The sequence below is a fragment of the Kribbella speibonae genome, assembly GCF_004331375.1.
Classification (GTDB): Bacteria; Actinomycetota; Actinomycetes; order Propionibacteriales; family Kribbellaceae; genus Kribbella; species Kribbella sindirgiensis.
The window spans coordinates 204,457-224,125 of record NZ_SJKC01000010.1 but is presented as its reverse complement, the minus strand read 5'-3'; the positions used below and the strand labels follow the sequence as shown (position 1 = coordinate 224,125).

The following is a 19,669-nucleotide window of genomic DNA, read 5'->3' as shown; positions in this document are numbered from 1 at the left end:
AGATCCAGATGACCGATGTGTCGGACGGAGCCGGGTTCGTCACCCGGCGCGGCAGTTTTCGGGCCGCGCATGTGGCCGAGCAGAACATTGAGCAGCAGGCCTTCATCCTGGACCAGATGGCCGGGCGGCCCGCGATCCGCACCTTGAAGGCGTGGGCGCTCGACCAGTTGGCGCCGGCCGCGGGGGAGACGGCGGTCGACGTCGGCTCAGGGACCGGTGAAGACGTGGTCGCGTTCGCCGCGTCCGGCGCACGGGCGATCGGCGTCGAGCCCAGCCCTGGCCTGCGAGCCGAGGCAGTACGTCGTGCCGCCGGCGCAGACGTCGAGTACGTCGATGGGCACGCCGAGGCTCTGCCCTTCGCCGACGGGTCGGTGGACGTAATGCGCTGCGAGCGGGTGCTCCAGCACATCGACGACCCAGTGCCCGTGGTGAAGGAGATGGCGCGGGTACTGCGTCCCGGCGGCCGGATCGCGCTGATCGACACCGATTGGGCGACCGCCATCGTGCACCCGGCCGATCCCGGCGTACTGCAACGCATGGTCGACTACTTCCTGCACGAGACCGCCAACCCGTACTCCGGCCGTAGGCTTCGTGGTCTGCTCGCCGACGCCGGTCTCGAGATCACCGGCGAGACCGCGGCCACGATGATCGAAACGCAAGACGGCGCGCGGCAGGGCTTCGTCGCGATGATGCACCTGACCGCCCTGCAGGCCGGCGTCATCACCGAGGCGGAGGCTGAGGCGTTCGCCCGGACCCTCGCGGAGGCGGCCGATCGCGGCGCGTTCCACCTGTCGTTGACGATGTACGCCGTGAGCGCCGTCAAACCCTGAACAATAGCCACACGGAATGCAGGACTACCGCTGCGTACCGTGAATTGGTCGCGTTTCTTCCAGCCCCGTGGCAGCATTCTCGAATTGGGGATGGGGATGATGTCGCGAGCGAAACGGGCAATACCTCAGGAACATCGCGCGGTGTGGCTGGCCGTCGGGACCGTCGCCGCGCTGACCGCCGTCGCGTGGGTGGCGATCGCGCAGGCAGGATCGGGGTCCGGGTCGGGAGAGCCGGCCGCCCAGCTGGCTACGCATTCGGCACATCAGGTCACCCCGACGCTCAGTACGCCGCCTGCGACCGAGCGCAACGTGGTGAATCCTGGCGCGGCGGCCTGTGCGAAGGAAATCCAGGCGGCCGAAGCCGTCGTGGCCGCGGCAGGTAATGCCGCTGAGCATTGGCGTGAACACGTACAGGCACGGACGGATTTGCTGGCCGGTAAGAATTCCGAGGAACAGACAAAGGCAATCTGGAAGCGCACCCGGCTGCTCGGTCCCGCGGATAGTGTCGCCATAAATTCGGCGGTTGCCGAGCGCGCGAAGGTCAACGGCGGCTGTGCCGGTCTACCGGGCAAGGCGGCCGCGGTGTGCAAGCAGCGGCTCGCCGACCTCGACGCCGTGGGTGCGACCTACCGCGCCGCCGCCCGGGACTGGGCGGCCCATTTGCAGGCGATGGCCGCTCACGCAGCGGGGGAGTTCGGGGCCGAGCACGCGCAGGACCTCTGGGTCGCCGCCTGGACCGGCGCGACGCGGAACCTCAACGCCGCCGCGCGGGCCAGGGCGACCCTCGGGGACCTGCCGACCTGCAGACCCGCGTGATCCTCAAACCCCGTGCTGCTTGAGGAAACCGACTGTTCGCGCCATCGACGTCGGCCACGCCGGGCCGAACGCGTGCTCCTCGCCGGGGTACGTGAACAGGGTCGCGTTCTTCCCGGCTGCCTTGAGTGCGGCGAGGGTCTCGCGGGACCACGCGATCGGGCAGGTCGAGTCCGACTCGCCGTGGTGGATCAGCACCGGCTCGGTGACGCGGCCGAAGAAGTTGACCGCGGACACGTTCCGCCAGAACGACGGGTTCGCCGCCGGTTCGCCGTACGTGCGCAGGATCCGGGCGGCGATCGGCCGGTCCGGTCGCGTCCAGCGGTTGAAGTTGTCGGCCGCGTCCGAGCTGACCGGCGCGAACACGACGGCGGCCTTCACGAGACCAGGCTTCGTCACGAGCACGTTGTAGGTGATTCCGCCGCCCATCGAGCGGCCGAGCAGCGCGATCCGCGACGGGTCGACGTACTGCGAGGTGCGGAGTGCGAGGACCGCGTTGACGACGTCCTCGGTGTACCCGAGCCGCAGGTTGACCTCGGAGTTCGGGTCCTTCGAGGACTGCGCGTGGTTGCGGTAGTCGGTGTGCAGGACGACGTACCCGCGGCGGGCGAGGTAGTCCTGCTCGCGCATCAGTCCGCGACCGTTCGTGTAGACGGCCGGGTCGATGTAGCCATGGTTCAGGACGAGCGCCGGATGCGGTCCTGGCGTCGACGGGACGTTCAGGATCCCCGAGATCGTGAGTGTCCCGCTGCGGTAGGTGACGTGATAGCGGGTGTACGCCGGGTTGCGGGCGAGTACCCGGCCGAGTCGAAGGTCGCCGCCGTTGTACTTCTTGGTCGTCAGCGCCTGCAACGACACCGGATGCGGAGCGGGCGAAGGCACCGGGCTCACAGAAGGCGCAGTGGTGGAAGGAGTAGTGGGCGGGGCAGCGGACGACGTGGGGGACGTCGCGCTCGATGCCGGCGCGGAGGGGGCCGCGCCGTCGTCGGTGCAGGCGATCGCGGCCGTCGTCATCAACGCGACGACTCCCGCCCACGCCATCCGCCGGCTCATACCGCCAAGTCTGCCGTCGCCTTCGGGGAAGTCGGCGAAAGTTCCGGCAACGATTGCCGCCACTGCACGATGACGACCGACGACAGCACGAGCGCTCCACCGAACCACTGCACGGCGGTCAGCTGTTCGCCGAACACCAGGGCCGCCGCGGCGACCGTCACCACCGGCTCGAAGATCGACAGGATCGAGGCGACCGACGGACCGACCCGCGCCATCCCGGCGAAGAAGAACAGGATGGCCGCCACGGTACTGATCAGCGCGACCGCGGCCAGCCACAGCCAGCCGATCGGCGCGAAAGTCAGGTCGGTTCCGCGGAAGAATCCGAGCACCAGGAAGGTGCCGAACGCTCCCGTGCACACCAGCGCCGTCAGCGCGAGCGGCTGGACCTCACCGGTCAGCGAGTCGCCGACCAGGATGTAGCAGGTGTAGACGATTGGTGCACCCAACGCCAGCAGGACACCGAGTACGTCGAACCGCCCGGTCATCGCGCCGCTGAGCACCAACCCGATCCCGATCAGTGCGACCGCGAGGGCCCCGATCCGCCGGCGTGACGCACGCTCGCGGCGCAGGGCGATCGCCCCGACCATCACGAGGACCGGATACAGGTAGAGCAGCAGCGCGACCAGTGATGCGTCGATGCGGGCCAGCGCGGAGAAGTACAGGCCGGATTGGGCGGCGTACCCGAAGACCCCCATGCCGAGGCCGGTGAGGACGGCGCGGCGGGGCAGGTTGCGTAGTGCTCCGCGGGCGAGCGCGAGGGTGAGCAGTAGCGCGCCGGCCAGGCCGAAGCGGACCAGGAGCAGGGCGTCCACCGACACGCCCGCGTCGTACGCGAGCTTGCCGAAGACGGCCATGACCCCGAAGGTGGCGGCGGAAAGAAGGCAGAAGATGCGTCCCACGTCATCGATGGTCAGGGGAACGGACTGTTCACGTCCATCACGGCTTCACGGACAGCATTGTGAAGCTAAGCTGAACGAATGATGGATCTGCACCGACTGCGGTTGCTGCGTGAGGTCCACGGTCGCGGCACCGTGCACGGCGCGGCCCGCGCGCTCGGCTACTCGCCCAGCGCGATCTCGCAGCAGCTGGCCGTTCTGGAGCGCGAGACCGGGACCCGATTGCTCGAGCGGGTCGGCCGCAACGTACGACTGACTGCCGCGGGCGAGGTGCTGGTGCGGCACGCGACGACGTTGCTCGACGGCGTCGAAGCAGCCGAGGCGGAGCTGGCCGCGGTCGCCGCGGGCCGGGTTGCGGGAGTGGTCCGGATCGCGTCGTTCCAGTCCGCGTTCATCCGCGTCGTCGCCCCGGCGATCCGCAGTCTCGCGGCGACACATCCCGATATCCGCGTCGAGGCGGCTGAGCTCGAGGTCGAGCAGGCCGCGCCCGCTCTCCGCTTGCAGCAGCTGGACGTCATGGTCGGCGACGAGTACGACGGACAGCCGCGCGCCGTACACGCCGATCTGCATCGTGAGCACCTGCTCCGCGAGCAGATCCGCGTCATTCTCCCCGAGGACCATCCGCTGGCTTCTGCCGAGCGCGTCCCGATCGAACAGCTCGCCGAGTTGCCGTGGGCGGCGTGCCAACCTGGGACCGGGCATCGGGAGATGCATGTCCGCGTCTGCCGCGAGCTCGGCGGGTTCGAGCCCGATATCCGCTACAGCTCCGACGACTTCCTCATCCTGCTCGAGCTCGTTCGTACGACGGGCGCGGGCGCACTGCTGCCGGATCTGGTCATCGGCGCCGGCGCTCCGGGTGTCGCCGTACGGCTGCCGGCCGAAGGGGACGTCGGGCGGGCGGTGTTCCTGTTGACCCGCCGGACGAGGACTCCCGCGGTTGCCGCCGTCGCGGACGCACTCGCCGCCGCGGCCACCGATCAGACGAGGTCGTGACGAAGGAGCACGGTCCGGTTGTCGAAGGTCCGGGTCTCCGCCAGCCGGAGCGTACGTCGCCCGGTCGGCTGATGTACCGGCTTGCCGCCGCCGAGCACCACCGGGTGCACGATCACGTGGTACTCGTCGAGCAGCCCGAGCTCGGTCAGCGCCGCTGCGACCGTCGAGCTGCCGGTGAGCAGAATGTCCTTGCCCGGCTCCTCTTTGATCGCCTTGAGGTCCTCGGCGGCGCGGACGATCCGGGTGTTCCACTCCGCGCTCTGCAGTGTCGTCGAGAGCACGACCTTCGGCGTACGGCGCCACACCGGCGCGAACTCGATCGCGTGCTGGTCGGGGTTCATCGCCTCGGCGTTCGGCCAGTACGACGACATCATGTCCCAGACCGTCCGCCCGTACAGGAACAGGTCGGCGCGCTCGGTCAGCGACATGGAGTACGCGCCCAGCTCGGGCCCGAGCACCGGCCAGTCGAACTCGCCGTTCGGTCCCTCGATGAAGCCGTCCAGCGACTGGTGCACGTAGTACATGATCTTCCGCATGATGTCCTCCAGGTGACGGCTGCTTGTGCCTCCTGGTCGGCGCCGGTCGCCCGGCTTTGACATCGGTTCAGGAAATCCAGGCCAAACTCTCGAGGGTGTCCGTCGTCGGCTTGTACTCGCAGGCCACGACGCCCTGATATCCGGCCGCAGCCAACGCGTCGAGGGTCGCGTCGATCGGCAGCTCACCGGAGCCCGGCTCGCCGCGTCCCGGGCTGTCGGCGAGCTGGACATGTGCGACCGGAACCGTCGATGCCGTGGCGAGCAGATCGACTCCATTGCTGCCGAGGTGGAACGTGTCGAACAGCAGCGAGAGGTTGCCGACGTCTCGCAGTGGGCCGTTGAGGAGCCGCAGGACGTCGTCCGCGGTCAGCAGGGGGTAGCGGCCGTTCAGTCCTTTGGTCAGTGGTTCGATCAGCACCGTGCCGCCGACGGCGGCGACGGCCGAAGCGGCTGAGCGGATCGCGGTCGACGCGACAGCGCCCTGCTCCTCCGGCGTCCAACGGTCGTCGAGTTGTCCGTAGAGCAGGTTGAACAGCCGGCAGCCGGTCCGCTCGGCGATCCCGACCAGCGCTCGCACGTTGGCGGTCAGTTGCTGCTGCCGATCGGGGTGCGATGCGACGCCGCGCTCGCCGGCCGGGATGTCGCCGCCGTAGAAGTTCAACGCGCCGAGCGAAACGCCGGCCGCCGACACGGTCCGTACGAAGTCGTCGACCTCGGCCGTCGACGGATCGGGGACGGCGAACGGCCACCAGGACTCCACGACCCGGAAACCGGCCCGCGCGGCCGCGGCGAACCGCTCCGGATACGGCAGCTCGGTGAACAGCATCGAGACGTTCGCACTCAGCTCGTGGCCGCGGTACTCCATCGCCGAAGACTAACATCAGCTCTTGCTAGTCGTGCATTCTTGTCTAACAATTTGAGGATCCCGACGACGCCGGAGGTGCGATGCACACCGAGCACGAGAACCGATTAGCCGACTCCGATCCGGACTGGCCGTTGGCGGCGACCCGCTGGGCCCAGATCACCTTGGCCGAGGACGATCCCGCGCACTTCGACGCCGGCTTCTGGCTGCGGCTGATGCGTGACAGCAAGGCCAACGCGACCTGCATCAGCGCCGGCGGGTACGTCGCCTACTACCCGACGCAACTCGAGTACCACTACCGGAGCAAGTTCCTCGGCGACACCGACCCGTTCGGGACGCTCGTCGACGGCGCCCGCGGTCTCGGTATGAGTGTGATGGCGCGGGTCGACCCGCACGCGATCCACGCCGACGCCGCCGCGGCGCACCCTGAATGGCTGGCCCGCGACCGGGACGGCAACCCGATCGAGCACTGGGCGTACCCGGGTATCTGGCTGACGTGCGCGTTCACGCCGTACCACCGGGAGTTCGTCACCGAGGTGATTCGCGAGATCGTCCGCGAGTACGGCGTGGACGCGGTCTTCGCCAACCGGTGGGAGGGGTACTACGGGATCTCGTACAGCGAGGACGCCCAGCGGTCGTTCCGGGACGAGACCGGTCTGGAGTTGCCGGCCGAGGAGCACGGCGAGGGCTGGCCGGAGTACGTCGCTTGGCGGCGCCGGCGACTGGGACATCTGGTCGGCATCTGGGACCAGGCGGTCCGGGACCTCCGCCCGCACGCCCGCTTCGTGCCGAACATGGGGGCGCTCGCGGCGCGTGACCTGGCTCGTGATCTGGCCGAGCCGGTCGCGCCGCTGTTCATCATCGACAAACAGGGCCGGCACGGGATCGAGGCGCCCTGGGCGGCCGGCCGGAACGGGAAGCGCAACCGAGGCGTGTTCCCGGATCGTCCGGTACGACTCATCACGTCCGTCGGCCCCGAGCACAAGTACCGCTGGAAGGACTCGGTCGCGCCGCCGGAGGAGACCAAGACCTGGATCGTCGACGGGTTCGCGCACGGCGCGCTGCCGTGGTTCACGAAGTTCAACGCGAGCGTGCCGGACCAGCGCTGGGTGCGGCCGGTCGTCGAGGCGTTCAACCTGCACGCGTCCGTCGAACCGGTGCTCAAGGATCTGCGGATCACCGCCGAGGTCGCGCTGCTCGACCCGACCCGGACCGGGCAGTTGCGGGCCGGCGACAACGACCACGAGGACGGTTTCTACCACGCGCTCGTCGAGGCGCGCGTACCGTTCGAGTTCGTCTCCGACCAGGCGATGACAGTCGAGCGGCTGAGCGGTTTCAAGGTCGTTGTGCTCGCGAACGCCGAGCAGCTCAGCGACGACCAGTGCGCGATCCTGCGCTCGTACGTCGACGGCGGCGGGTCGCTCGTGGCGGCGTACCAGAGCTCGCTGTACGACGAGAACGGGACTCGCCGGAGCGACTTCGGACTGGGGGACGTACTCGGTGTCCGGCTGACCGAGGCGAGCCGGGCGGTGCAGAACAACTACATCGCGCTGATGGACGCGCATCCGTTGAACGCCGGCTTCGACGGTACGACGCGGATCATTGGCGGCACCCACATCATTGGGGTCGCGTCGGACGCGGTCACGCCGTTCCGGTTCGTTCCGGACTTCCCGGACTTGCCGATGGAGGAGGTGTACCAGCGAGACGCCCCGGACAAGCCCGCGGTGGTCTGCACCGAGAACGCGCAGGGCGGGCGGACGGTCTACTTCCCGTTCGACCTCGGCGCGATCTTCTGGGAGGCATTGCAGTCCGACCATGGCCGGCTGATCGCGAACGCGGTCTCCTGGGCGCTCGGCAAGACGCCCGAAGTGACGGTCGACGGCCCGGGGCTGGTGGATGTCGCGGTCCATCGGGGCGAGAACGAGGTCGCCGTCGCGTTGGTCAACCTCACGAATCCGATGGCGATGCGCGGGGCGATCCGCGAGACGCTCCCGTTACCGCCGCAGACGATATCGGTTGCTGTACAAGGCGCCGTACCGAGAGTCCGGCTGCTGGTGGCCGGGGTGGACCTGGAACCGACGGTGGTGGACGGGCGTGTCGAGGTCGTGATTCCGACCGCGGGGCTGCTCGAGGTCGTGCACGTCGATTGGAGCCAGGCATGAGGATCGGGTTCATCGGGCTCGGGGTGATGGGCCGTCCGATGGCGGACAACTTGGTTGCCGCCGGCCATGAACTGTCCGTCTACCGCGGCCGGACGGACCTCGCGGCGCACGTGTGTACGTCGGCCAAGGAGGTGGCCGAGCGGTCCGAGGTCGTGATCCTGATGGTGCCGGACACGCCTGATGTCGAGGCGGCGTTGTTCGCGCCGGGCGGAGCCGCCGAAGGGTTGCGCGCGGGGTCGTTGGTGATCGACATGAGCTCGATCTCGCCGACCGCCACCATCGGCTTCGCCCAGCTGATCGAGAAACTGGGCTGCGACTACCTGGACGCCCCGGTGTCCGGCGGCGAGCTCGGCGCCCGGGACGGGACGTTGACGATCATGGTCGGCGGCCGGCCGGACGTCTTCGAGCGGGCGCGGCCGGTCTTCGAGGTCCTCGGGAAGAACATCACGCTGATCGGTGGCGCCGGCGCGGGGCAGACCGCGAAGGTCGCGAACCAGATCATCGTTGGGCTGACCATCGAAGCGGTGGCCGAGGGGTTGCTGTTCGCGGAACGGGCCGGCGCGGACCCCGCCGTCGTACGGCAGGCGCTGATGGGCGGGTTCGCCAGCTCACGCATTCTCGAGGTGCACGGCGAGCGGATGGTCAGCGAGGCGTTCGAGCCGGGGTTCCGGCTACGGCTGCACCGCAAGGACCTCGGGCTCGCCGTTCAGGCCGCGGCCGAACTGGACCTGGCGCTGCCCAACACCGCTGCAACGCAGCAGTTGATGAACGCCGCGATCGCCGACGGAGACGGCGAGTTGGACCACTCCGCGCTCTACAAGACCCTGCGGAGGGGCTGATGAGGCTCTGGTGGCAAGACCCGTTCCGGATGTTCCAGACCAACCTGCGCGAGATCGACGCCGCGCTCGGCGTCGAGTCGGTGCTGGACTATCTGGAGGACTTCGGCGCCGACACCTGGCTGCTGAGCGTCGGCGGGATCCTGTCGAACTACCCGACCGATCTGGAGTTCCAGACCCGCAACCCGTACCTGGCGGAGAGGCCGTCCGGTGACCTGGTCGGCGACGCGGTGAAGGCGGCGGCGCGGCGCGGGATCCGAGTGATGGGCCGGATGGACTTCTCCAAGATCGACCACCGGCGTGCGGAGGCGCATCCGGACTGGTGCTTCGTCGGACCGAGCGGGGCGCGGCAGGTCTACAACGGGCTGACGAGTGTGTGCCCGAGTGGCGACTACTACCAGGTGAAGCTGTTCGAGGTCCTGGACGAGGTGCTCGACCGGTATCCGCTGGACGGCTTCTTCTGCAACTGGATGTCGTTCAACGAGGTCGACTACAGCCGCGTTTACCACGGGGTCTGCCATTGCGTGGCGTGTCAGGAGCGGTACGACGGTGCGCTGCCGGACGACCGTGACGCGCCCGGGTACGCGGACTGGCAACGGTTCTCGAAGGACGTCCTGGCCGATCTCACCGGGCGGATCCGGGATCACCTGGCGGCTCGACGTCCGGAGGCGCCGCTGGTCCTCGGCGATCAGGCGGACATCGTGTTCCACGAGGCGAACAACGCGGTCGGCCGGCGGTTGTGGCATCACCGGACGAGCGAGAGCGTGAGCGCCGCGAAGACCTTCCGTCCCACGGTCCCGGTGCTGACCAATTCGGTGGGTTTCGTGGACATGCCGTACCGCATGGCCAGCGAGGATCCGCACCACTTCGCGCAGTACCTGGTGCAGGCGATCGCGCGCGGCGCCAACCCGTCGACGTACATCATGGGGACGCCGGCCACCACGCCGTACGCCTGCCTGGAGGTTGCTGGGCAGCTGACGCGGTTCCATCGCGATCATGTCGATGTCTATCGGGAGCTGGTACCCGCCGCGCAGACGCTCCTGGTCAGACCAGTGCACTCGCGGGCCGAGTTCGAAGGTCTCTACCTGTCGCTCCTGCAGCGCCATGTGCCGTTCGACGTGCTGCCGGAAGAGCGGCTCGGCGAGGCAGACCTCAGCCGTTATCGAACGGTCGCGCTGCCGGATGTCGGACCAGTGGACCTAGGTGCCTACGCCGGCCGAGTTGTCGCCACGGGCACCTCAACCGTGCTTCCGATCAGACGGCTGGCCCGGTACGAGACCGAGGCGGAGGTTCGCTCGCTGCACCTCGAGGGTGGTGTCCCGGTGTTCGGGACCTTCGACGTCATCGAGGCGCCGTTCGAGGTTGGGCTGCGGGCGCTGTCGAGAGCGCCGTACGGGCCGCCGGAGAGGTGCCACGGGCACGTGCCGCTCGACCATCCCGGGATGGTGAAGCACGGCAACGTGGTGCTGTTCCCGTGGACCATCGGGCGGGCCTACCGGGAGGTGGGGTTGAGCGTTCACCGCGATCTGTTCGCGGATCAGGTGGGCGGAGCGGTGGAGACGGACCTGCCGGAGCAGGTGGAAATCGTGGTGGGGCGGTCGGCGGCGGGGTACGTCGTCCATCTGCTGAACAGATCGGGGGACACCGACCAGCGATTCGCTCCACCCGTCCGGATCGGGTCCGCACGGTTGCGGGTGCCGGCCGAGGTACGCGAGGTGCGGGCGTTGGTGGCGCAGGAGCGCCTGCAGGTGGACGACGGGTGGGTGCAGGTGCCGGAGATCGGATTGTTCGACGTACTCGTCTGTGTGTGAGGAGAACGAGATGGATCGGCGAGGATTTCTCAAGGTGTCACTCGGCACGGGGCTAGCGGCGGCAGCGGTCGCCGGCTGCGGCGGGAGCGGCGGCGGACCGTCCGGCAGTGGCGACGACGTCACACTGCGGTACGCGTGGTGGGGCAACAGCATCCGTCAGCAGAACTACACCAAGGCCCTGAAGCAGTTCAGTACGGCGAACCCGTCGATCACGATCGAGCCGGAGTTCGCCGACTACACCGCCTTCCAGGAGCGGATGACGACCCAGATCGCGGCCCGCGACGTACCGGACATCTTCTGGATCGCGTCGCCGCAGGTGCTGACGTACCACAAGAGCAAGCTGTATCGGAAGCTCGACGACATCCCCACGCTGAAGTGGGACGACTACAGCAAGGAAGACCTGGAGACCTTCAAGCTCGACGGGCAGCTGAACACGCTGCCGTTCGGCATCTTCACCCCGGTGATCCGCTACAACGAGACGGTCGCGAAGGCCGACGGGATCACGATCCCGGTCGAAGGCCCCGGCTGGACCTGGGACAGTTTGGCCGAGCTCCTCGTTGCCTACAGCAAGAACAATCCCGGGAAACGCAAGGGTACGCCGTACGCGCCCGACCACGACCTCACCTTCGAGGCGTGGTTGCGGCAGCGCGGTGAGCAGCTGTGGACGCAGGACGGTCAGGTCGGGTTCACGGTGGACGGTCTGGGGAGCTGGCTCGACTGGTGGGAGAAGCTGCGCAAGGCCGGCGGTGCGTTGTCGCTGAGCGAGCAGGAGGGGATGGGCCCGGACTGGGCTCAGGTGGGGAAGAAGGTCCTGGTGAACTTCGGCAACTCCAACCACATCATCGACGACGCGAAGATGTTCCCGCAGGAGAAGTTCCGGCTGCGGGCGGCGCCGATCGCAGCGGGTGCGCCGGCCGGGCACAAGTACCTGTACTTCCCGCGGATGGCCATCTACCAGCGGATCGACGACGGCAACCTCGAGGCGGCCGGCAAGGTTCTCGACTACAACGTGAACAACCCCGAGATGCTGAAGACCGTCCGGCTGACCATGGGCGCGCCGACGAACCCGAAGGTCGCCGAGCAGGCCGCCGCCTTCGCGAGCCCGGACGAGAAGGAGATGCTCGCGATCGTCGCGAAGGAACGCGCGGCCGAGCGGAAACCGCGGTACGAGGCGCCGCCCGGGTCGAGCACCTGGCGGACGACGATGGCCCGGATCTGCGAGGAGATCGCGCTCGGCAAGACCGCGGTGCCGGCGGGCGCGAAGAAACTGGTCGACGAGATCGGCGCCGGGATCAAGCGGGCCGCATGACGTCCCGCTCGCGGTTCCACCTCAACCGCCAGGGGCGGGCGGCGCACGTCTTCCTGATCCCCTGGCAGTTGGGGTTCCTGCTCGTCACCGCGGTGCCGTTGCTCGCGTCGCTGTACCTGGCGTTCACGAACTACGACATCCTGAATCCGCCGGAGTGGACCGGGCTGGAGAACTTCCAGCGGATGATCCACGACGACCAGTTCTGGGCGTCGGTCCGGGTGACCCTGATCTACGTCCTGGTGTCGGTGCCGCTGCAGCTGGCCTTCGCCTTGCTGCTCGCGCTGATCCTCGACCGCGGCCTGAAGGGACTCGCGTTCTACCGCAGCGCGTTCTACCTGCCGTCGCTGCTGGGCTCGAGTGTGGCGATCGCGATCCTGTGGCGGGAGATCTTCGGTGACGACGGCCTGATCAACAAAGGGCTGGCGCTCATCGGGATCCACGGCGAGAGCTGGTTGCAGAACCCGCGGACCGCGCTGGCGACGCTGATCGTGCTGAACGTCTGGACCTTCGGGTCGCCGATGGTGATCTTCCTCGCCGGTCTGCGGCAGATCCCGGACGAGCTGTACGAGGCGGCCCGCGTCGACGGCGCCGGGGTGATCAAGCAGTTTCGGCATGTGACGGTGCCGCTGCTCACGCCGATCATCTTCTTCAACCTGATCCTGCAGACGATCGGCGCGTTCCAGACCTTCACCCAGGCGCACATCGTCAGCGGCGGCACCGGCGGTCCGGCGAACTCGACGCTGTTCTACACGCTGTACGTGTACCAGCAGGGGTTCGTCGCCTTCGACATGGGCTACGCGTCCGCGCTCGCCTGGGTACTGATGGTCGCGATCGCCGTGGTGACGGCGCTGCACTTCCTGGTCTCGAAGTACTGGGTCTTCTACGGCGACAACTAAGGGACAGCTGATGACACGTCTGAAGCATGTGGGTCTGCTCGTGTTCGTCGCGATCATGATCTATCCGCTGGTGTGGATGGTGGTGAGCGCGTTCAAACCGCCCGAGCAGATCCTGACCGAGCCGGGCCTCATCCCGAAGGACCTGACGTTCGAGAACTTCAAGGACGGCTGGCACGCGCTGAACCGGCCGTTCTCGGCGTTCTTCGTGAACTCGCTGGTGGTGACGCTCGCCTCGATCGCCGGCAACCTGTTCTCCTGCTCGCTGACGGCGTACGCGCTGGCCCGGCTGCAGTTCCGGATGCGGAGGACGTACTTCGCGATCACGCTCGCCTCGGTGATGCTGCCGTTCCACGTGCTCGTGATCCCGCAGTACATCTTCTTCTCGCAGCTCGGCCTGGTGAACACGTACTGGCCGTTGCTGATCCCGAAGTTCCTGGCCACCGACGCGTTCTTCGTCTTCCTGATGGTCCAGTTCATCCGGACGCTGCCGCGCGAGCTCGACCGGGCGGCCTGGATCGACGGCGCCGGCCCGTTCCTGACCTTCTGGTACGTCGTGCTGCCGCTGATGCGGCCGGCGCTGGTGACGACCACGATCTTCACCTTCATCTGGACCTGGAACGACTTCTTCGTACCGTTGATCTACCTGACCAGGACCCGGGTCTTCACGGTACCAGTGGCGCTGAACTCGATGGTCGACTCCGAGACCCAGAGCGGGGTGGGGATGCTGTTCGCGATGTCGTTGCTCTCACTGATTCCTATCCTGATCTTCTTCGCCGTGGCCCAGAAGTACCTGATCCGCGGTATCGCGACGACGGGACTGAAGTGATGATCGTTGTAGTGGGCAAGGAATCGCCGGCGTACGTCGAGGCGGCCGGGGAGGTGTCGGTGCGCTTCGTCGACACGCTGGCCGACGCCTCGGACGTCTACGGGGATATGGAGGCAGTGATCGGTCGCGTGCCGCCTGACGTGCTGGCCAAGGCGCCGCGGCTGCGCTGGGTGCACAGTCCGTCGGCCGGGGTCGACGCCGACCTCACGCCGGAGATGCTCGCCTCGCCTGTCGTCCTGACCTCGAGCGCCGGCAACGGCGGGATCTCCCTCGCCGAGCACTCGATCCTGTTGATGCTGATGCTGAGCCGCGACGTACCGCGGTGGATGCGCGCGCAGGCCGAGCGCCGCTGGGACCACTACCGCCACGGCGAGCTGGCCGGCCGGACCGTGGGCATCTACGGTCTCGGCAACTCCGGCCTCGACCTCGCCGCGAAGGCGAAAGCGTTCCACATGCGCGTTCTCGGCGTACGGCGACGTTCTGGGCAGCCATCGCCGAACGTCGACGAGCTGTGCGATCTCGACCGGTTGCTCGCGGAGTCGGACTTCGTCGTGGTGACGGCGCCGCGGACGCCCTCGACCCTCGGGGTCTTCGGGCGGGACGCGTTCGCGCGGATGCGGTCGACGGCGTACTTCATCTGCATCTCGCGCGGCGGGATCGCCGACGACGAGGCGCTGCTCGAGGCATTGCGGACCGGGCAGATCGCGGGCGCCGGCCTGGACGCGCACGGCGTGGAGCCGCTGCCGCCGGACAGCCCGTTCTGGTCGCTGCCGAACGTCGTCGTCACGCCGCACAACGGCGCCACCAGCGACGGCACCCTCCGGCGGCATCAGGAGATCGTCGCGGACAACATCCGCCGCTTCACCGGCGGCGAGCCGTTGCGGAACGTGGTGGACAAGGCCGCGGGTTACTAGGCCAGTACACTTGCCAGACCAGTTTGTTGTGGAGGGGGTGCTGTGAGTACCGAAGCGCGTCTCGAGCTCGGGCCGTCCTCGCTGACCGACGCGCTCTACGAGTCGATCCGCAAACGGATCGTGAACGGCGAGATCCCGCAGGGCGAGAAACTCACCGAGGTCCGGCTCGCCACGGAGTACAACGTCGCCCGGCCGACCGCGAAGGCGGCCCTCGAGCGGCTGACGGCGCTCGGCCTGTTGCGGCGTACCGCGCACAAGACGGCGGTCGTCCCGGTGCTCGACGAGGCCGAGATCCGGGACCTGTTCTTCAGCCGGATCACGATCGAGAAGGCGGCGGTGTCCACGCTGGCCGCGACCGGTCAGGTGCCGGCCGACGCGGCCCGGGCCCAGGTCGCGATCGAGTACGCCGCACGCGACCGGCTGTTCGAGAACCAGGTCGAGGCGGACATCGCGTTCCACACGGCGCTGGTCGCCGCGGTCGGCAGCCGCCGGCTGACCCGGATGCACGAGCTGATCATCGGCGAGGTGCAGCTGACCATGGGCCAGTACCAGGCGCACCGCAAGGCTGCGCCGACCACGGTCGCCGAAGAGCACGCCGCGATCCTCAAGTCGATCGAGGAAGGCGCCCCGGACGCCGCGGCCGAGCACCTGGCCTACCACCTCGAGCAGGCCCAGGGCCGCCTGCTCAGCACGCTGTCTGGGGATTGACGAAACCGGGTCCTGCTTGGGAGGGTCGGGGAGAACGGGCGAGTCTGGGGGAGGGCCGGCCGCCCGTCGGGGGTCAGACGCTTTCTGGGGTGAGGTTCTCGCGCTGCGCTCGACGGCGACGACCGGTCTGCGCGGTGTGCGTCGTGTTCTGCGGACGCGCGCTGCTCTGCGACAGGCGGCAGTGGTTCGGGGAGTGAACAGTGATCGACGATTTGAGAGAACGCACGCGCGGACAGGTCTTCACGGCCGGCGACGAGGGGTACGACGAGGCGCGCCGGGTCAACAACGCGATGCACGACAAGCGGCCGCAGGTGATCGTCCGGTGCGAGAACGCCGGTGACGTGATGGCCGCGATCGACTACGCGCGGACGAACGAGCTCGAGCTCGCGGTCCGCGGCGGCGGGCACAGTGTGCCGGGATTCGGCACGGTCGACGACGGTCTCGTCATCGACCTGAGCGGGATGCGGAACGTCCGGGTCGACCCGGTGAACCGCACCGCGCGGGCCGGCGGCGGCGCCACGTGGGGCGACTTCAACGCCGCCACGCACGCCTTCGGCCTGGCCACCACCGGCGGCATCATCTCGACCACCGGCGTCGGCGGGCTGACCCTCGGCGGCGGGATCGGGTATCTCGACCGGGGCCTCGGGCTGTCGTGCGACAACCTCGTCTCGGCCGATGTGGTGACCGCGGACGGGCAGTTCCTGATCGCGAGCGAGAAGGAGAACGAGGACCTGTTCTGGGCGTTGCGCGGCGGTGGCGGCAACTTCGGCGTGGTGACCGCGCTCGAGTTCCGGCTGGCGCCGGTGTCGACGATCTACGGCGGCCCGATGTTCTTCGAGATGTCCGACGCGGTAGCCGTCCTGTCGGGCTTCCGGGAACTGATCAAGGACGCACCGGAGCAGCTCGGCGGGTTCCCGGCGTTCCAGATCGCGCCGCCGCTGCCGTTCATCCCGGAGAACCGGCACGGCGAGCCGTTCGCGGCGATCGTCGGCTGCTGGGCCGGCGACCTGGACGAGGGCGAGGCGCAGATCTCGAAGTTCCGCGAGTTCGCGCCGGTGATGGCCGAGCACGTCGGCCCGATGCCGTACCCGGCGCTGAACAGCGCCTTCGACGCGCTCGTACCGCCCGGCCTGCAGCACTACTGGAAAGCGAACTTCGTCACCGAGCTGACCGACGAGGCGATCCAGGCGCACGTACGGCACGCGCCCGGCCTCCCGTCGGTGAACTCGACCGTGCACATCTACCCGATCAACGGCGCCTGCCACCGGGTGACGGCCGACGCGACCGCGTTCGCCTACCGGGACGCGAACTTCGCGACCGTGATCGCCGGCATGTGGCCGGACCCGGCCGCCAACGAGGCCAACATCGAGTGGGTGCGGTCGTACTACGACGACGTCGCGCCGCACTCCGAGGCCGGCGGGTACATCAACTTCATGGCCGACGACGACCAGGGCCGGATCCGGGAGAACTACCGGCAGAACTACGACCGGCTCGCCGAGGTCAAGCGCAAGTACGACCCGAGCAACGTGTTCCATCTGAACCAGAACATCGCGCCGTAGATCGAACGGGTGCTGCCGGTACGGCGTCGTACCGGCAGCACTCTTGTGGCTACAACGTCAGCAGGCGCTGGAAGAACGCGCGGTACCGCTGGAGCGCGGAGCGGAGATCCTCGGTCGACGGCTCGCCGTTCGACCACTGCTGCTCGAGTCCCTGGTGCTGGCGGTCGAACCCGTCCGCCAGGTTCTTCAGCACGTCGTCGACGAGCTTGTCGGCCTCGCTGACGGCGTTGCGCGGGTCATCCACGAACCCTTGCTGCACAACCTCCCAGCGCGCCCGATAGTCCACAGCCGCATCCGCCGCCACCAACGGCTCATCCGCCGCAGCACGTCCGTTCGACTCATCCGCCGTACGGTCGTTCAGGTCGCCGGTCGTCGTACGATCCTTCAGGTCGTCGGTCGTCGTACGGCCGTTCGGCTCGGTTGTCGTGCGGTCGTCGTCGAGGCCGCGGTTGCCGCGCAGGTCGGGGTCGGTCTCGAGGTCGTCGTTGTCGAGCATTCGGTCGTCGTCGAGGGGGACGTCGCGACGGTCAGGGGTAGTCATGCTTGCTCCTTGGTATTCGTGCTGCGGGAGGTGTTCTCGCTGTCGTCCAGCAGGGCTTCGACCAGCTGGCGGTACGCCGTGACCGCGTGCCGCAGGTCCTCGGTATCGGCGTCGCCACGGGCCTGCGCGACAGCGATCCGGTGCGCCTCGCGGTAATGCATGGCGACGGCGGGGTGCTCGACGGACACGTCATCGGCCCGCTGGCCGAACTCGTCGACCGGATACCCGGACTCGCGCATCATCCGCAGCACCAGCCGATCCGCGTCCGCGACGGCCCCGGCAGGACGGTCGACGAAGCTCTGCTGCACCTCCGCCCACTCGGCGCGATACGTCTGCGCGGACTCACGGCTCAACGGCGTGATGTTCAGCCGCGACACCCGGCGTTCGCGCCCGCGCAGCTCACGCTCCGCGCTGCGACGATCACCCGATTCCTCGACGGTGCGCTCGTACTCCGGGCCGAACCGCTGCTGCAGTTCTCCCGAGCGTCTGCGCTGATACAGGTAGAACAACGCCGCGGCCGCGAGCAGCACCACGACGATGATCACGATGGTCAGGACGGTACCCATCAGAACTCCAGTCGGATCGCACGTGTGGATCCGCGATCCGCATCGGCCGATCGCGAAGATCCCTGGCAGACGGTCCCCAGCGCCGCCTCGATCCCCCGTGCCCCGACCGGTACCCACGGTCTCTCGCGAACAAGCCTCCGGCCGGCCACCCTGCTACGGGTGACCGGCCGGAGGTCGGTTCTTCGGTGCGAGCTGCGCGGTGCGTGCGTTCAGTCGGCTACATGGGCGGTGCTGTCGAGCCAGTGCTGCGCCAGGTCGGCCTCGCCGTCGACCGTGATGCCGGTCGCCTCTCGGTCGACGAGAGAGCGTCGTCGGGTCAAGGTCAGCAACAGCGATTGCGCCGGACCCGTCACCGTCACGTCGGCCTCCCCGGTCCCCGTCCTCCACGTTGCCCCCTCAGGGCGCCGTTCCACGAACCAAGCACCCCCGTCGGTCGCCTGCCACAGCAGGGTCTGTCCCGTGCCCCGGATCGCGTGGGCGGACTGAGGCCGCTGCATCTCCCAGGTGGGGGAGGTCAGCATCCTGAGGTGGTTGGTGATGAGCGCGTCGGCGACATCGGCGTCGATGTCGGCCGGCCGGCCCGCGGCGTTGGCCGCGTCGACGCCGTGGACGACCGACTCGTTGAGAACGCTGGTCATCCAGAACTGCGTCCCGGAGCGCTCGTCCCCCGCGGCGTTGAACACCGGGGCGTCGAACGCGTCGTCGGAGCAAGCCTTCGCGACACGCTCCGCGGACTCCGACAGCCACGTCACCCACTCGCCAGGGTCGGTGGGGAGCACCGCCATGTCCGTCGCCGGCAACTGAGTGGGGTCGGAAATGCGCCGCTCGATGATCTCCGCGACCCAGTGGTGGGTCTGGCCCACGTGCTCGACCAACTCGGCGACGGTCCACTCCGGGGTCGTCGGCACGGCGGCGTCAGGTCCCGCGGCGACGGCTGACTCCGCCAGCCGCCGACTGTGTTCGACGATCGCCCGCCGGGCATATTCCGCGTTCAGCTCGCTCATTGTCAGGCCTTCGGTGCGAGCTTGTGGACGACGATGCCGGACTTGAACGTCGTCGTACCGAGCAGATCGAGGTGGGTGATGTCGATCCCCGCGCCCTGGAACATGGTCGGGCCGTCGGCGACCACCGGGAAGATCCAGAAGTGGTACTCGTCGACGAGCTTGTTCTCCAGCAGCGTCTTCGAGAACTCCCCGGTGCCGTACTTGATCAGGTCGCCGCCCTCGGACTCCTTGAGCTTCCGGACCGCGTCGGCCACGTCGCCCTCGAGCGGCTGCGCGTTCCACTTCCACTCGGTGACCGTGCGGGAGGCCACCCACTTCGGCATCGCGTTGAAGATGTCGGCCACCGGGTCGCCGGCCCGGGACAGCCAGGCGTCCGCGAAGCCCTCGTAGGTGAGGCGGCCGAGGACCTGTCCCTCGACGCCCTCCATCAGCGACTGGTTGTAGGCCATGTGCTCCTCGTCCCAGTACGGCGGGCTCCAGTTCTGCGGCTCCTCGATGACGCCGTTCAGGGTGACGAACGTGGACTCGATCAGCTTCCTCATGGGTCTTTTCCT

20 protein-coding genes are annotated in these 19,669 nt (G+C 68.4%); 12 read left to right on the top strand and 8 right to left on the bottom strand.

What is annotated here, in order from left to right:
- Positions 1 to 8 precede the first annotated feature (8 nt).
- Together E0H92_RS43555 and E0H92_RS43550 are read left to right on the top strand one after the other, a co-directional pair.
- Entirely contained in the window at positions 9 to 830 is an 822-nt protein-coding gene (locus tag E0H92_RS43555) for a methyltransferase domain-containing protein (protein WP_165550294.1), read from the top strand.
- 141 nt (positions 831 to 971) lie between these two features.
- Entirely contained in the window at positions 972 to 1,646 is a 675-nt protein-coding gene (locus E0H92_RS43550; protein WP_131500440.1) for a hypothetical protein, read from the top strand.
- A 3-nt stretch (positions 1,647 to 1,649) separates the two neighbouring features.
- Here E0H92_RS43550 and E0H92_RS43545 read toward each other — a convergent pair whose 3' ends face one another.
- Positions 1,650 to 2,696, bottom strand: coding sequence for an alpha/beta hydrolase family protein (locus E0H92_RS43545; RefSeq protein WP_238173848.1), 1,047 nt, complete (start codon positions 2,694 to 2,696; stop codon positions 1,650 to 1,652).
- On the bottom strand, positions 2,693 to 3,595 hold the full coding sequence (locus E0H92_RS43540) for a DMT family transporter (protein ID WP_131500439.1): 903 nt from the start codon (positions 3,593 to 3,595) through the stop codon (positions 2,693 to 2,695). The genes E0H92_RS43545 and E0H92_RS43540 overlap by 4 nt, the downstream gene beginning before the upstream one ends.
- A 78-nt stretch (positions 3,596 to 3,673) precedes the next feature.
- Between E0H92_RS43540 and E0H92_RS43535 the strand changes: the two genes are divergently transcribed.
- Positions 3,674 to 4,585: a LysR family transcriptional regulator gene (locus E0H92_RS43535; protein WP_131500438.1), complete on the top strand. Its 912-nt coding sequence runs from the start codon at positions 3,674 to 3,676 to the stop codon at positions 4,583 to 4,585.
- Here E0H92_RS43535 and E0H92_RS43530 read toward each other — a convergent pair.
- The gene (locus E0H92_RS43530) at positions 4,570 to 5,121 is read right to left on the bottom strand and encodes a dihydrofolate reductase family protein (protein WP_131500437.1); all 552 of its coding nucleotides are present in this window, start codon (positions 5,119 to 5,121) and stop codon (positions 4,570 to 4,572) included. The two genes, E0H92_RS43535 and E0H92_RS43530, sit on opposite strands and share 16 nt — an antisense overlap.
- 67 nt (positions 5,122 to 5,188) lie before the next feature.
- Positions 5,189 to 5,986, bottom strand: a complete 798-nt coding sequence (locus tag E0H92_RS43525) for a TIM barrel protein (protein WP_131500436.1) — start codon at positions 5,984 to 5,986, stop codon at positions 5,189 to 5,191.
- A gap of 80 nt (positions 5,987 to 6,066) precedes the next feature.
- On the opposite strand from E0H92_RS43525, the gene E0H92_RS43520 reads away from it, so the two are divergent.
- From E0H92_RS43520 to E0H92_RS43480, 9 genes are all read left to right on the top strand, one after another.
- On the top strand, positions 6,067 to 8,145 hold the full coding sequence (locus tag E0H92_RS43520; protein WP_131500435.1) for an alpha-amylase family protein: 2,079 nt from the start codon (positions 6,067 to 6,069) through the stop codon (positions 8,143 to 8,145).
- On the top strand, positions 8,142 to 8,984 hold the full coding sequence (locus E0H92_RS43515) for a 2-hydroxy-3-oxopropionate reductase (RefSeq protein ID WP_131462913.1): 843 nt from the start codon (positions 8,142 to 8,144) through the stop codon (positions 8,982 to 8,984). The genes E0H92_RS43520 and E0H92_RS43515 overlap by 4 nt, the downstream gene beginning before the upstream one ends.
- Positions 8,984 to 10,792, top strand: a complete 1,809-nt coding sequence (locus tag E0H92_RS43510) for an alpha-amylase family protein (RefSeq protein ID WP_165550293.1) — start codon at positions 8,984 to 8,986, stop codon at positions 10,790 to 10,792. Before E0H92_RS43515 ends, E0H92_RS43510 begins: the two co-directional genes overlap by 1 nt.
- Before the next feature lie 10 nt (positions 10,793 to 10,802).
- Positions 10,803 to 12,101, top strand: a complete 1,299-nt coding sequence (locus E0H92_RS43505) for an ABC transporter substrate-binding protein (protein ID WP_131500433.1) — start codon at positions 10,803 to 10,805, stop codon at positions 12,099 to 12,101.
- Entirely contained in the window at positions 12,098 to 12,997 is a 900-nt protein-coding gene (locus tag E0H92_RS43500) for a carbohydrate ABC transporter permease (protein WP_131462916.1), read from the top strand. Before E0H92_RS43505 ends, E0H92_RS43500 begins: the two co-directional genes overlap by 4 nt.
- Positions 12,998 to 13,007: 10 nt before the next feature.
- Positions 13,008 to 13,823 carry a carbohydrate ABC transporter permease gene (locus tag E0H92_RS43495; protein WP_131462917.1) on the top strand — a complete coding sequence of 272 codons (816 nt, stop codon included), beginning with the start codon at positions 13,008 to 13,010 and terminating at the stop codon, positions 13,821 to 13,823.
- Positions 13,823 to 14,737: a D-2-hydroxyacid dehydrogenase gene (locus E0H92_RS43490; RefSeq protein ID WP_131500432.1), complete on the top strand. Its 915-nt coding sequence runs from the start codon at positions 13,823 to 13,825 to the stop codon at positions 14,735 to 14,737. The genes E0H92_RS43495 and E0H92_RS43490 overlap by 1 nt, the downstream gene beginning before the upstream one ends.
- Positions 14,738 to 14,779: 42 nt before the next feature.
- Entirely contained in the window at positions 14,780 to 15,445 is a 666-nt protein-coding gene (locus E0H92_RS43485) for a GntR family transcriptional regulator (RefSeq protein WP_131462919.1), read from the top strand.
- 200 nt (positions 15,446 to 15,645) lie between these two features.
- Entirely contained in the window at positions 15,646 to 17,004 is a 1,359-nt protein-coding gene (locus E0H92_RS43480; protein WP_238173847.1) for an FAD-binding oxidoreductase, read from the top strand.
- Between the two features lie 49 nt (positions 17,005 to 17,053).
- Here the strand turns inward: E0H92_RS43480 and E0H92_RS43475 are convergent, their stop codons facing one another.
- The 4 genes from E0H92_RS43475 to E0H92_RS43460 form a co-directional block, all read right to left on the bottom strand.
- Entirely contained in the window at positions 17,054 to 17,545 is a 492-nt protein-coding gene (locus tag E0H92_RS43475) for a hypothetical protein (protein WP_202874130.1), read from the bottom strand.
- Positions 17,542 to 18,111, bottom strand: coding sequence for a hypothetical protein (locus E0H92_RS43470; protein WP_131500431.1), 570 nt, complete (start codon positions 18,109 to 18,111; stop codon positions 17,542 to 17,544). The genes E0H92_RS43475 and E0H92_RS43470 overlap by 4 nt, the downstream gene beginning before the upstream one ends.
- Positions 18,112 to 18,320: 209 nt before the next feature.
- Entirely contained in the window at positions 18,321 to 19,115 is a 795-nt protein-coding gene (locus tag E0H92_RS43465; RefSeq protein ID WP_131500430.1) for a maleylpyruvate isomerase family mycothiol-dependent enzyme, read from the bottom strand.
- 2 nt (positions 19,116 to 19,117) lie between these two features.
- Positions 19,118 to 19,657 carry a dihydrofolate reductase family protein gene (locus E0H92_RS43460; protein WP_131500429.1) on the bottom strand — a complete coding sequence of 180 codons (540 nt, stop codon included), beginning with the start codon at positions 19,655 to 19,657 and terminating at the stop codon, positions 19,118 to 19,120.
- Positions 19,658 to 19,669: the final 12 nt, after the last annotated feature.